The 14,210-nt window shown below is 39.5% G+C and carries 14 protein-coding genes and 1 pseudogene; 2 read left to right on the forward strand and 13 right to left on the reverse strand.

Features of this window, described 5'->3' with window-relative positions:
- Positions 1-32 precede the first annotated feature (32 nt).
- Entirely contained in the window at positions 33-188 is a 156-nt protein-coding gene (locus AC1DCY_RS09950) for a hypothetical protein (RefSeq protein WP_460011401.1), read from the forward strand.
- Positions 189-338: 150 nt separating this feature from the next.
- Here the strand turns inward: AC1DCY_RS09950 and AC1DCY_RS09955 are convergent, their stop codons facing one another.
- From AC1DCY_RS09955 to AC1DCY_RS09965, 3 genes and pseudogenes are all read right to left on the reverse strand, one after another.
- Positions 339-824, reverse strand: coding sequence for a DUF2269 family protein (locus AC1DCY_RS09955; RefSeq protein ID WP_477349685.1), 486 nt, complete (start codon positions 822-824; stop codon positions 339-341).
- Positions 825-1,119: 295 nt separating this feature from the next.
- Positions 1,120-1,215 (reverse strand): MerR family DNA-binding transcriptional regulator, encoded by a 96-nt coding sequence (locus AC1DCY_RS09960; RefSeq protein ID WP_477349844.1) that lies wholly within the window; start codon positions 1,213-1,215, stop codon positions 1,120-1,122.
- 101 nt (positions 1,216-1,316) lie between these two features.
- Positions 1,317-1,472: pseudogene (locus AC1DCY_RS09965) on the reverse strand (transcriptional regulator YeiL); the annotation flags it as partial.
- A gap of 146 nt (positions 1,473-1,618) precedes the next feature.
- Between AC1DCY_RS09965 and AC1DCY_RS09970 the strand changes: the two are divergent.
- Complete coding sequence (locus tag AC1DCY_RS09970) at positions 1,619-2,305, forward strand: YjjG family noncanonical pyrimidine nucleotidase (protein WP_477349687.1); 687 nt, start codon at positions 1,619-1,621, stop codon at positions 2,303-2,305.
- 279 nt (positions 2,306-2,584) lie between these two features.
- On the opposite strand, the gene ssuE is transcribed toward AC1DCY_RS09970, so the two are convergent.
- The 10 genes from ssuE to AC1DCY_RS10020 form a co-directional block, all read right to left on the reverse strand.
- On the reverse strand, positions 2,585-3,118 hold the full coding sequence (gene ssuE / locus AC1DCY_RS09975) for an NADPH-dependent FMN reductase (RefSeq protein WP_477349689.1): 534 nt from the start codon (positions 3,116-3,118) through the stop codon (positions 2,585-2,587).
- 34 nt (positions 3,119-3,152) lie between these two features.
- Positions 3,153-4,112 (reverse strand): ATP-grasp domain-containing protein, encoded by a 960-nt coding sequence (locus AC1DCY_RS09980; protein WP_477349691.1) that lies wholly within the window; start codon positions 4,110-4,112, stop codon positions 3,153-3,155.
- A gap of 11 nt (positions 4,113-4,123) precedes the next feature.
- A complete protein-coding gene (locus tag AC1DCY_RS09985; protein WP_477349692.1) occupies positions 4,124-5,170 on the reverse strand; it encodes an LLM class flavin-dependent oxidoreductase in 1,047 nt (348 codons plus the stop codon).
- 383 nt (positions 5,171-5,553) lie between these two features.
- On the reverse strand, positions 5,554-6,891 hold the full coding sequence (gene lpdA / locus AC1DCY_RS09990; protein ID WP_477349694.1) for a dihydrolipoyl dehydrogenase: 1,338 nt from the start codon (positions 6,889-6,891) through the stop codon (positions 5,554-5,556).
- Between the two features lie 250 nt (positions 6,892-7,141).
- Complete coding sequence (locus AC1DCY_RS09995) at positions 7,142-7,657, reverse strand: hypothetical protein (RefSeq protein WP_477349696.1); 516 nt, start codon at positions 7,655-7,657, stop codon at positions 7,142-7,144.
- Positions 7,629-8,405 (reverse strand): hypothetical protein, encoded by a 777-nt coding sequence (locus AC1DCY_RS10000; protein WP_477349698.1) that lies wholly within the window; start codon positions 8,403-8,405, stop codon positions 7,629-7,631. The genes AC1DCY_RS09995 and AC1DCY_RS10000 overlap by 29 nt, the downstream gene beginning before the upstream one ends.
- Before the next feature lie 57 nt (positions 8,406-8,462).
- Entirely contained in the window at positions 8,463-10,556 is a 2,094-nt protein-coding gene (locus AC1DCY_RS10005; protein WP_477349699.1) for a catalase, read from the reverse strand.
- A gap of 258 nt (positions 10,557-10,814) precedes the next feature.
- The gene (gene glpK, locus AC1DCY_RS10010) at positions 10,815-12,311 is read right to left on the reverse strand and encodes a glycerol kinase GlpK (RefSeq protein WP_477349701.1); all 1,497 of its coding nucleotides are present in this window, start codon (positions 12,309-12,311) and stop codon (positions 10,815-10,817) included.
- Positions 12,312-12,514: 203 nt separating this feature from the next.
- Complete coding sequence (locus AC1DCY_RS10015) at positions 12,515-13,318, reverse strand: MIP/aquaporin family protein (protein WP_477349703.1); 804 nt, start codon at positions 13,316-13,318, stop codon at positions 12,515-12,517.
- A 156-nt stretch (positions 13,319-13,474) separates the two neighbouring features.
- Entirely contained in the window at positions 13,475-14,038 is a 564-nt protein-coding gene (locus AC1DCY_RS10020; protein ID WP_477349704.1) for a glycerol-3-phosphate responsive antiterminator, read from the reverse strand.
- Between the last annotated feature and the right edge of the window lie 172 nt (positions 14,039-14,210).

Here is a 14,210-nt window from a genome sequence, read left to right on the forward strand (position 1 = left end):
ATATTGAAAAATTGAAACGGGGGCGTAGATAAATGACAACAACAACAGGAACTTGGTGGGAGTCAATTTTTTCTGGACCATTAGCACACGGTATTTGTGAAGAAAAATTATTGCTATTGCAAGATGAGGCTTTCTTATATCTCACTACAACACCGAGTGAGAAAAAAGAAGAACCTGAAGTTAATTAAAAATAGCGCGTTATAGGAGGTCATTTCCTATAATGCGCTATTTTGTACTTCACCAAATAGGTATAAATTAGAAAAACTCAAAGAAACATGTTAATCAACAGGCGTGGTCTTAAACAGACTCTAATACTCTTTTTACAACGGAAACTTCCCCTACAAAAAATAAAAAAGGCTTCTCTGCGCGACCATCAAGTATAACGTAAGTAAAATGACCACCATGGCCAAAAAGCCGATCGGGATTGAAATTTTGCTCCATTTCCAATAATCGCTCGGCACCTCGCGCCACTTGTTTTCTTCCGAATGCAAGGCGATGCGGTGCAACCGTCGCTCGTACCGCAAACCGATCCCAAATAGTGCGAACAAAGCCATAAGCATAATCACGGATTGAAAAATCCACCCTTCCAACAAAGAACGATGAAGGATGGTGGTTAACCCGATGCCGCTGATCGCTAAAACAACTAAAGAGGGAAACATGAGAATTTTATTAAAATACATGGTGAACGTCATGGCTGAAGCGATTCGATGTACATTTCCGGTGCGATCCGATAACATTTTGGCCAGACCATTGGTTATCGTCGTACCAACCATGATGATTGCAGCCATGATATGGATATATTTAAACCAAACATATATGCTCATTTTTCTTCCTCCCTACCGGCTCTTGCTCCCACCATTTATGCTTAAACAGGAAGTCGAGCTGTTTATATATGCTATGAGAAACTTCATCACCGTAACGTGGTCGTTAAAAACAAATTGAATAAATTCAACCATAAATAATCCGTACAAAAAAACAAGTTATCTGTTGCGTTAAATCTTATTGTTTGGCTTTCATAGGTAATCTGCCAATTAGTTGAAATAACCTTGTTTTCTTCGAGAGTAAATAAATAGTTTTTTAAGCGTGTAATCATAATGCTGTTTCCAATTGTGAAATATTTTAGTAACGATATCCGCTTGTAGCGTCTGTGCAAGCAGGCTTTAGAAGTCCAATTTCATCATAGTGGCGAAGCGTTTTCAGAGTGAGATGTGATATTTAGAGAACTCACCAATTGAAAGCATAACAATCGCCTCCTGTTGTGAAGTACTTTAAATATAAAGGTTCCTGTAAGGGTAAGGTCAATCAATACAGATAAATTTTACTATTCCGGAAATGAGATAATAAAGATATTGGTAATTCTTCTCCTTCGTTACAAATCAGTTCTTTTTTTGAAAAGAATGAACTTCTGTATATGGAAAAATATCAAAGGAAAAGAGCGTTTGAAAGTTGAAGAGCTATACATAAATGTAAATTTCATTTCGTTTTTATTCGATTTTCATTTTTTCACCTCTCATTTAGTATGAGATATCTCCTATTCTTTTTAGAAGAAGAAGTGATACGATTTATTTGAGAACAAAAGAAAAAGCATATTTTTATAGAGGAAAGGGAGAGCAACAACATGAAGAAATATCAAACATTACTATTTGATGTAGACGATACATTATTAGATTTTAAAGCAGCTGAGAGAACGGCGTTACATTTACTCTTTGAGGAACAAAAAATCCCTTTAACTGATGAAATTACAGCACATTATAAAACAATAAATCAAGGCCTGTGGAAATCCTTTGAAGAAGGAAAAATAGACCGAGATGAAGTATTGAATACTCGATTTTCAATTTTATTTAAGGAGTACGGCCAAGAAGTTGATGGATCTTTGTTTGAACAAAATTATCGTAGTTATTTAGAAGAAGGGAATCAGCTTATTCGCGGAGCCTTTGAACTAATACAAGATCTCCAAACCGAATATGATTTATATATTGTTACAAACGGTGTTTCCAAAACGCAAGATAAACGCCTGCGTAATTCGGGGTTACATTCATTCTTTAAGGATATTTTTGTTTCAGAAGACACAGGCTATCAAAAACCAATGAAGGAATACTTCGATTATGTTTTTGCACGAATTTCTAATTTTTCTGTGGAGAAAGGCTTAATTATCGGTGATTCCTTAAGTGCAGATATTAAAGGAGGACAGTTAGCAGGATTAGATACATGTTGGTTTAATCCTGCAAAGAAACCGAACCCTACTGGAATTGTTCCGACTTATGAAATACAAAGTCTTAATGAGCTGTATCAAATTTTACGCTAATTACTATCTTATTAGATTAAAACATGGCACTAGCTCTTTAAAGGTGGAAGAGTGTCTTATGCTTAGTGAAAACTCGCGTTATGTACGTGAGTTTTTTTCATATGAATCCTTGCCTAAAAAAAAAATTAAGTATATCCCTGCCAATACGGCAAAGATATACTTAAAATCACAAAAACATTTGTTGCTGTCGCTTCGCTTTCGCACGTTTTGCCCCAGGAAAGCGCCTAGTCAGAACGGAAATCAACCACACGCTATAGTGATGAGCTAACTTCATACTTTTCAGTTTACTAATACAATTTGTTGTAATTGTTTTAATTCCACATCAAGTCGGTTGATAGCTTCTTCCTCGATGGCAAAGCTTCCATCTTCAAGCCGAATAATTTGTTTATCAACAATATATACAGAATGTGCAATAGTTGTAGCTCCTAATACAGCTAAAACTGGTTTTAATGCATATTCTAATGCGAGTAAATGTCCAATAGAGCCACCTACAGCAATTGGTAAGATGATCTTTCCAAGCAATGCTTTTTGCGGTAATAAATCTAAATAAGTTTTCAATATTCCTGTATATGAAGCTTTATAAATTGGCGTCAAAAGTACGATAATATCTGCTTCTTCAACTTGTTTATTTTCTGAAACGATGGCCTCGCTTGCAAAATTAGCCTTAATTAAGTCCTCAGCTGGCAGTTCATGTACATAATTAGTGTGTACTGCTATTTCTTGTGCCTTTAAATAGTTTTCCACCTTTTCATGAATCGCCGTCACGCGTGAATTTCTCGAATTACTGCCATTAATAATAACTGCTTTTGTCATATTAGCCACTCCTTATTAACAAAGATAAATGTCCTTACACCAAATGCAATGTCTTTTCATATTGACGTAATGTAGCACCTAAGTAATTAGCAACAGCTAACATGCCATATTTCCCTACTGCCTTTTCAGCTTCTGCATTATAGTTTGTATTGGTATTCACGTCATATGTGAAAATATTACCTTCTTTATCGATAATCGACTCAATCCCTGCGACACTTACCTTATTTTGCGCTAAAAATTCTTCATAACGCTCGATAAGCTCCAGTGAAAAACTGTCTATAATTTGAAATTTTGATTTATTAGTTGTTGTTTCACCTACTGGGCAAAATTTATCCTCTATTTGGCAGCTATCAGCAGGACAGAGTTCAAAGCCCTCAGATGTATCAACTCGAACTGCATATAAAAATTTGCCACCTACAAATTCACATCGCGTTATATAAGAATCAGGTGATTTTATATATTGCTGAACAAGCGTAATACCATCTATAGGTGACTCAAAAGTATCACTATTTGCATATGCTTCTAGTGCTTCAACTGAATGAAATAGTTGTACGCCAAGCCCTTTCCCTGCTCGATTATGCTTCGTTATAAAAGGTGTTGTACCAATTGTTCTTGCTGCTTCTATTAGCTGCGATTTACCAACTGTCGCTATCGTTTTAGGTGTGTGAATGCCAACAGCTTCAAGTGCAAAATATTGATTGACCTTACTTACTTCTAATCGTAAGGCACGGCTTCCATTAATAACAGGACGGCCATGATACTCTAGCCATGCGAGCACTGCCTTTGTTAGTTCAGGTGCAAATACATGCCCTCGCGTATGTGATGAAGCACTCATACGACTATAAAAAATTCCTTGTGGTGGCTCTTTTGATAGGTCAATCAACCCCTCTGCCAAATGCCAAACCTCATATGGTAGGTTTTGTTCCTCTAAACGCTTTGTTAAATGAATTGTCCATTCATCATTTTCATGAATAATATAAATTTTCGCAGTCATGTAGTCGCTCCTTACTGTATGATGGCTGATTTTCTTTTCACTAAAGGCATAACCTCACTTGCAAAACGTTCCATTTCCTCTAGATGTGGGGAGAATTGAAGAAGTAAGAGATTTACGCCAACCGCTTCATAAGCTAAAATGCGCTCTGCCACTTGTTGAGGTGTACCGACTAAATTTGGTCGTAGCCCTCTGTTTGAAACTGAATAATCCTGTAGTGTAATTTGTTGTTCTAGCTTTGATTTACCTGTAAAGTCATTAAAGCCTACGTACCCTGCTGTATCCTGTACATTGGTAATTCGGGCTAGTTCAGCAAGTGCTTCTTCTTCTGAATCACGCACAATGACATATGCAGCCATCCCAAAAGTTTCAAATGGGCCTTTTCCAATTGCTTCTCGACGTGCAAGCATTTCCTTGATTTTGGCCCCTACTTCCTCCACTGTTCCTCCATGCATCACATAAGCGTCACATGACTTTGTAATGGTCTCTTTACCGCGCTCACTTTCTCCACCTGCGTATAGTGTTGGATATGGTTTTCGAACTGGCTTAGGAGATAAATATGCATTTTCTATTTCGTAATATTTCCCATGATAGCTGAACGTTTCTTCTGTCCATAAACCTTTTAAAATATCAATAAATTCCTCAGTGCGGTCATAACTTTCTCCATGCTCCGTAAAATAACCACCGTATTGCTTTGCTTCTTCTTCCCACCAAGCAGAAACTACATTTAATGTAAAACGACCATTAGCGATATGATCAATATTTGCAGCTACTTTTGCCATTACCGCTGGATTATGATAGCCAGGCCGAACTGCAGCCAATATTTCAATCTTTTCTGTAACTGCTGCTAAAGCTGCTGCGGTTGACCACGCCTCAAGTGCGTCAGCATCAATGCCTTTAATATCATTTAAATATAGCTCGGCAATAAGTGTCGCATCAAAGCCAAGTTTTTCTCCTGTTTGAATAACCTGTTTTACATAATCAAATGTTGCAGGCATATTTTCATTTTCTACATTACGTAACCACCCGCCAAAAATCGGTAGCCAAAATCCTAATTTCATATTCCATCCTCCTCAAGTCCAATAGAAATTCACAAAATATAGATAAAAAAAGGCTCCTATATTTACGTTCGGAGTATATCCGTTACGTAAAATAGAAGCCTCTAGATGTCTAGTCAACTCAATTATTCAAATACCCAGTATTCTTATAAACTTAATTTAACATAATAACATTCAAAGTCAATAGGCTTTTTTATTTAATGGGTGTTAAAGGTAAATCTTAGTATTTGAAGCCCGTATGAATACTATTTATAATCAGTAGGTATTCGAGAGGCTATAAAAGTGAACAAAGCGTTTAGCAGCTTTAATCCCCATTTAAAAGGAAAAACTACATTCTATTAACGAGAAGGTTAACCTTCCGCTGAAGAATGTAGTTTTTGAGGCCATTAATGGTGAATGGCTTTGTCAAAAATAGCTTTGGCAGCATCCCCAATATGCTCTGATACTGTAGGATGTGGAAAAATCATATTTGCAAGAGTGTGGGCAGTGCCACCAGCATTTTTAGTAGCTAAAATAGCATTTAACATTTCTGTTGCCCCATCAGCAACAACACAAGCTCCTAAAATACGTCCTTCTTTTTCCGTCGCAATAAGCTTAATAAAGCCCACAGTATTTCCTTCCATCAATGCCTTAGGGTTTGTATGTAAAGGCATTTGAGTCACCGTATAAGGTTCGTTAATCTGCTCTTCTAGTAAACCAAAAGTCGCAATTTCAGGATGTGTATAAACACAGCGAGGAATCGATGTTTGATCAATTAGTGCCGGTTTATTCCCCAAAATATGCTCCACAACATGAATTCCCTCTGCACTAGCTGAATGAGCTAGCTGGTAACCACCAACTAAGTCACCTATAGCATAAATATGTGGCTGACTTGTTTCAAGATGCTCATTTACAGCAATCAACCGACCATCGAAGGCTAGACCAAGCTGCTGAGCTATTTCTGTATTCGGGCGTCGCCCCGTTGCAAACAAAAGATTTTCATATGTATAAATGCCTTTTGATGTATGAATTTCATTGCCATTAAAATGTTCAAATTGAAAATCTGCCACAAGTTTAATACCGAGTTTTTCCATCTTTTCTCGAATAAGTGGTCTTGCTTCTGGCTCTTCTGTCTGTAAAATATCTTCACTATGATTGAGCATCGTCACCTTTGTTCCGAGTGGCGCTAAACTAAATGCCATCTCTACTGCAATTACGCCTCCGCCTATAATTGTTAACTGCTCTGGCAGCTCCCTCATATCAAAAAATGTATCCGTTGTATAATAGGAAGACGTCTCTAACCCTTTAAAAGGTGGAACAAATGGTTTACTTCCGGTTGCTAAAATGATATCCATTGCTGTAAAGATCTCACTACCAACTGTTACAGTTAAATCATTAGATACTGCCGCTTCTCCTCGGTAGAAGGTAATTTGATTGCTCAAAATATAGCCTTCAATATTCGTTAAAAGCTCGTCTATAATAGCATCCTTACGTTTCATCAATCGTGGAAAATTCACATTTACTGTAGGAGTTTCAATACCCCAATCATTACCACGTTTTATTTCTTGAATGAGCTTACTATGCTCCAACAAAATTTTCGAAGGAATGCAGCCAACGTTATAGCAGGCCCCTCCCACTTTATCACGCTCTACTAAAGCGACCTTCTTGCCACTTTTTGCTGCATGAATGGCTGCTACATAGCCCCCAGGACCTGCGCCAATAATTGCAATATCAAATTTTTCCACAAAATTCACCTCATTAACCACCATAGCATTTACAAAAATTGAATGCAATGCCATGTAATTTATAGTAAATTCAGAAACATTTTGTCTGCCCAACAAACCGCTTCTCCCCAATAGTGGACTTTCTTTCTTTATGAACTCTCGGTCTCAAAACCCACCAAGGGGCCAATAAAGATAACCGCATAACTCACATATATCAGGACAGCACAAACCGTAACTAGAATGCATTTTGAGGTAGTTGTCTTACTGCCCATTAATGCAGGATAAAAAATCTCTCACTATTCTTTAAGAACAATGAGAGACTTAAATTATAAACATTTTTACCATGATAGCTGAAATATTTCATAGAAAATCTAATACAAATTGTCGCTAGAAAGTATCGCTTCTTTTTCCGTGAGTATTTGCTCGGCTTCTGCGGGGATTCTCTATGCTTCCGCGAGGATTCGCTCTGCTTTCGCGAGTATTCTCTCCCCTTCCGCGAGTATTCTCTCCTCTTCCGCGAGTATTCTCTATGCTTTCGCGAGTATTCTCTCCGCTCCCGCGAGGATTCTCTCCGCTCCCGCGAGTATTCTCTCCGCTTCCGCGAGTATTCTCTCTGCTCCCGCGAGGATTCGCTCCGCTTCCGCGAGTATTCTCTATGCACGCGCGAGGATTCGCTCCGCTTCCGCGAGTAGTCTCTATGCTTTCGCGAGTATTCGCTCCGCTTCCGCGAGTATTCTCTCCGCTTCCGCGAGTATTCTCTATGCTCCCGCGAGTAGTCTCTCGGCACGCGGGGATTCGCTCCGCTTCCGCGAGTATTCTCTCCGCTCCCGCGAGTATTCTCTCTGCTTCCGCGAGTATTCTCTCCGCTCCCGCGAGTATTCTCTCCGCTTCCGCGAGTATTCTCTCTGCTTCCGCGAGTATTCTCTCCGCTTCCGCGAAGATTCGCTATGCTTTCGCGAGTATTCTCTCCGCTTCCGCGAGTATTCTCTCCGCTTCCGCGAGTATTCTCTCCGCTTCCGCGAGTATTCTCTCCGCTTCCGCGAGTATTCGCTCCGCTTCCGTGAGTATTCTCTATGCTCCCGCGAGTATTCTCTCTCCCTCCGCGAGGATTCTCTCTCCCTTCGCGAGGATTCTCTCCGCTTCCGCGAGTATTCTCTCCGCTTCCGCGAGTATTCGCTCCGCTTCCGCGAGTATTCTCTCTGCTTCCGCGAGTATTCTCTCCGCTTCCGCGAGTATTCGCTCCGCTTCCGCGAGTATTCTCTCCGCTTCCGCGAGTATTCTCTCCGCTTCCGCGAGTATTCTCTCGGCACGCGGGGATTCGCTCCGCTCCCGCGAGTATTCTCTCCGCTTTCGCGAGTATTCGCTCTCCCTCCGCGAGTATTCTCTCTCCCTTCGCGAGTATTCTCTCTCCCTTCGCGAATATTCTCTCTTCTCCCGCGAATATCCGCTCTGCTTCCGCGAGTATTCGCTCTCCCTTCGCGAGGATATTCGTCATGCCCCGCGAGGATTCGCTCGGCCCCTCTGATATTCGACATTCCCCGCGGGTATTCCTCGGCAAGCAGATATTCTGCTACTCGCGGAAACGACGTTATTTAATAAATATTCCGCTGCCAAAAGCGTTGTTGCGCTATGGCATTGACAAATTTTTTAGCGAAGTCTTTGTCGCCAGTTGCCAATACAATTCCTGGCCCTACATTGGCATTAGACATATTAAAAAATGTCGTTCCGGATGTAGCTATACCAATAGGTTTGTAATGTCTATACGCTTCATTGATATAATTTACAATATGTGAATTAAACTTTGCCTGATTTTTTGCTCTTACGCCTACAACATATAACGAGTCAAATAGTACCGCATCGGTAGTAATAAATGTGTCAGTTGCTGTTAGCTGTACACCATCACTACTAGTAACAACCCCTAATCTGTCAGAAATAATACTGTATCGAACACCCTTTCTTGTTAAATATTTCAGTATTTCTCCAACTTCATTTGCGTCAAATCCATCACCTATTAGCACGCCTACTTTAAGTGTTTGTGGCATTTTTATAGTATTAGCTTGACTAAGTGCAGGTGATGATAACGTGACATTTATTTGCTCACCTTTTGGACGATTTACACCAACATTATCGGCCACAGTCGTTGCCATTGTTTTATCAACACGGACAAACATGTCGACAACCTGTTGGCGAACGGACTTACTTTTCACCTTCCCTACCTCAAAACTAAAGGCATCAATGATATGTTGTTTTTCAGGAGAGGACATACTATTCCAAAACAGCCTTGCCTGTGAGAAATGATCATCAAACGATTTACTACGTGCTCGTGTGATACGTCCTTCAACCTTTTCTTCATAATGGACAAAGCCACCTTCCTTTGCCGTTGATGTTGATGGTGAATTATTGGCCAAAGAATTTTTATGATAGCTCACTTTTCCTACATTAATAGTTTGTCGACTAAAGCCATTGCGCTGATTGTTATGAAATGGACAAACGGGTCGGTTAATCGGTATTTCTGCAAAGTTTGGTCCCCCTAGACGTATTAGCTGTGTATCTAAATAAGAAAATAGCCGCCCCTGCAAGAGTGGATCATTAGTAAAATCTATGCCTGGTACAACATTTCCAGGGTGGAAGGCGACTTGCTCTGTTTCAGCGAAAACATTATCCACATTACGATTCAAGGTCATTTTCCCAATCTTTTTAACTGGCACTATCTCTTCAGGCCACAGCTTTGTTGCATCCAAAATATCAAAATCAAATTTAAATTCGTCCTCTGGCTCAAGCATTTGTACACCAAGCTCATATTCTGGATAATCACCTATCTCAATTGATTCCCATAAATCACGTCGCTGAAAATCTGGATCCTTTCCAGCAATAATTTGCGCTTCATCCCAAATGAGTGAATGTACACCTAGCACAGGCTTCCAATGAAATTTTACAAACCTCGATTTCCCTTTATCATTGACGAAACGAAAAGCATGAACACCGAAGCCTTCCATCATTCGAAAACTTCTAGGTATTGCACGATCAGACATATGCCACATAATCATATGCGCAATTTCCTGATTGTTCGCTACAAAATCCCAAAACGTATCGTGAGCTGAGGCTGCTTGTGGCATTTCATTGTGAGGTTCAGGCTTTACCGCGTGAATTAAATCAGGAAACTTTATCGCATCCTGAATAAAAAAGACCGGTATATTATTACCAACTAAATCATAATTGCCCTCATCTGTGTAAAATTTCGTCGCAAAACCACGAACATCACGTGCAGTATCCATCGAACCTAAGCTTCCAACTACAGTTGAAAATCTGACAAATACAGGTGTTTTCTTATTAGGGTCCTGTAAAAAGCTTGCTTTAGTATATTCCCCCATCGATTCATACAGCTCAAATTCTCCATGTGCTGCAAAGCCCCTCGCATGCACAACACGCTCTGGAATACGTTCATGATCAAAATGCGTTATTTTCTCTCGAAAGTGAAAATCCTCCATAATACTTGGCCCACGAACTCCAGCCTTCAACGAATTCTCATCATTCGAAACTTTTAGCCCCTGATTCGTCGTCATCTTTTTTCCTTCATTATCGACACGAAACGGTTCTAGCTGCTGATCCTTCGCATTCTCGTCTAAACTTTTGCGCTGATTCGACTTAGAGTTATCCACGCAATCCCCTTTCGTTCCAATACTCATAATTCTCAATATACACTATATGTTTGTTCGGAATAAACATGATTCGAGGCATTGATGTAGGACGTAATCCAATATCAATTTTTTTCAATAGACAACGAAAAGTGGCGTAAAGTCTGTATTGTAATAACAGGCAAATAAATAATTCATTTACTCAAAACAAAACCTTGATCGGCAAGCGAAGCGATCCCAGTTAGATTTTTGTCTAACAACAGGATCCGCTTCAAATTTGCCAATCAAGGTTTTTTCATCACTATCTTTTTATTTAAATGCTTGAGCAGCTGCTACAGCTTTTTTCCATCCTGCATAGATTTCTTCACGATGTGAGTCATCCATATTAGGTGTGAATTGACGATCTAAATTCCAATACTCACTAATTTCATCTGGTGATTTCCAGAAGCCAACTGCTAAGCCTGCTAAATACGCAGCACCTAAAGCTGTTGTTTCGTTAATGACCGGACGATCAACAGGAACGTTTAATAAATCTGATTGGAATTGCATTAAGAAATTGTTTGCAACTGCACCACCATCTACACGTAATTTCGTTAGTGGAATATTAGCATCCGCTTCCATTGCACCAAGTACGTCTTTTGTTTGATACGCTAACGATTCTAATGTTGCACGTACAAAATGTTCTTTAGAAGTACCACGAGTTAAACCGAAGACTGCACCTCGTACATCTGAATCCCAATAAGGTGTACCTAGACCAACGAATGCAGGAACTACATAAACGCCGTCAGCCGACTCTACACGTGCAGCATATTGCTCAGATTCTGAAGCTGAGCGGAACATTCGTAAGCCGTCGCGTAACCATTGGATAGCAGAGCCCGCTACAAAAATACTTCCTTCTAAAGCGTAAGTAACCTTGCCATCTAAACCCCAAGCAAGCGTAGTTAATAAGCCATTCTCTGATTTTACTGCCTTTTCACCAGTATTCATCAACATGAAGCAGCCCGTACCGTAAGTGTTTTTAACCATACCTTCCTCGAAGCAAGCCTGACCGAATAGAGCAGCTTGTTGATCACCCGCAGCCCCTGCAATTGGAACAGCAGAACCAAAGAACAGAGCTTCTTCCGTATATCCATACACTTCTGAAGAAGGACGAACCTCAGGAAGCATAGAAGCAGGAACGCCTAAAATGTCTAATATTTCTTCATCCCATTTTAAATCATAAATGTTGTACATTAATGTACGAGAAGCATTTGAATAATCCGTAACATGGACTTTACCACCTGTTAACTTCCATATTAACCACGTATCAATTGTACCGAATAATAAATCGCCTGCTTCTGCTTTTTCACGAGCACCTTCAACATTGTCTAAAATCCATTTTACTTTTGTACCTGAGAAGTATGCATCGATTAATAAACCAGTTTTATCACGGAATAAATCATTGTAACCGTTTTCTTTCAATTCCTCACAAATAGCGTTCGTTTGGCGTGATTGCCATACAATCGCATTATAGATTGGTTTTCCTGAATGTTTATCCCAAACAACAGTTGTTTCGCGTTGGTTTGTAATACCGATCCCAGCAATTTGATTTGATTCAATATTTTTTGCAGAAAGTACTGTAGCGATACAAGAAAGAATAGAAGACCAAATTTCTTCTGCGTGATGTTCAACCCATCCTGATTGTGGAAAATATTGCGGGAATTCTTGTTGTGCAACGTGGAGAATGCTCCCTTTTTCATCAAACAAAATAGCACGTGAGCTTGTTGTACCTTGGTCCAAAGCTAAAATATATTTTTTTTCTGACATCGGTCATACCTCCAAATATTTTTTTATTTTCTTTCAGCAATTATTTTCTGTAGCGAAAGCGAAGCGTCAGCTACAAAAGTCCCCTACCTCTATAGGTGGTGAGATCAATGCGGATTTAAGCTCTTTTCAGCGAGTGTCCAAACAACTGTACCTGTCGCTACGCTTTCGGTACAAAGACGCAATTATGCCGAGGCATAATTGATTTACTCTTCACTTTTAACATTTTTCACTGTCATTTGAGCACTGATAAAAATAATAATTACAATAATAGCAAACACCCAAAATGCGATACTATTTTTCCCCTCAAAAATTTGTTGGAAAAATAGGGCACCAAATGTACCACCGATAATTGGACCTACAACTGGTATCCATGCATAAGACCATCCTGAGTCACGTTTACCTGGTATTGGTAAGAAAAAGTGAGCTATACGTGGACCTAAGTCACGTGCAGGGTTAATTGCATAACCAGTAGGGCCCCCTAAAGCCATCCCGATGACTACAATTAACATACCAACTAGAAATGGATTTAAGCCATCCGTAATTGTATTTGTTCCTAATGCTAGAATACCTAAAACAAGTATAAATGTACCAATCATTTCTGAAATTAAATTTGATAATGGATGTTTAATAGCAGGCATTGTAGAAAATACAGCAAGTTTCGCTTCCGGATCTTTCGTACCTTTCCAATGTGGTAAATACATAAAATAAACGAGTACCCCACCTAAAAATGCACCAATCAATTGTGCAGCAATGTAAGTAGGTACGTCTTCCCATGGGAAATTACCGATTGTAGCAAGCGCGATCGTTAAAGCAGGATTTAAATGAGCCCCACTAATACCACCAACAGCATATGCAGCCATAGCCACACCTAGACCCCAAGCGAATGTAATCACTACCCATCCACCGCCAAAACCTTTCGATTTGTGCAGTGATACACCTGCAACAACGCCACCACCGAATAAAATAAGAATCATCGTGCCGACAAGTTCAGCTGTAAATGTTGACATACAAGAAGCCCCCCTTTGTAATAGTGCACTTAGTAAAAAAATAAACCCACACTTAAACAAACTGCACGTTGAAATGCAGATGAATAAATGTGGGTTCCTTTTCCTAACCACGCGCTTTTTAACTTATGTACATTGTAGAGAAAATAATATACATAGTCAACGATATTTTTGGAAATTTTCCCACAAATTCTTATTTGATGTTGTAATCGCTACTGCTCCAGCCGATAACGCTTCCTCTATGCTTTCAACAGTGCGAACTAGTCCTCCTGTAATAACAGGAATTTTTGTTCGCTGGTGTACTTCTGAAATCATTGAAGGAATGATACCTGGTAATAATTCAATATAATCAGGCTTCGCTAATTCAATCATTGAAAAGCTTTTTTCTAGTGCAATCGTATCAATTAAAAAGACGCGCTGAATTGCAATAATCCCACGAGATTTTGCTTTTATTAACATATTAGATCGAGTGGAAATTATACCTGCTGGACGGATATCATTACATAAAAAATCTGCTGCAAAGTTATCTGTTTTTAAGCCATGAATTAAATCTGCATGAATAATTAATTTTTTTCCGTTACGATCTGCTTCTCGTTTTATGGACATGAGCAAACTAATATGCACTTCTAATAGAACAATGTATTCGAATCGGCTATTTAATATTTCATCAAATTGCTTTACTGTTCGTGCAGCGGGAATAATTTGTTGATTATTGAAATTCATTTGATTTCCCCTTTATATCAATTATGCCTCGGCATAATTGCGTCCGGAATCGGCTTTGTGCTTGCACAAAGCACTCCTTTCCGATTTCCGTGACATCCGCCGGAGGCTTTAACTTCTTTCAGCGGATGTTTTTTGTACCGAAAGCGTAGCGACAGGTACAGATGTTTGAACA

The organism is Lysinibacillus sp. 10T31 (genome assembly GCF_056394365.1).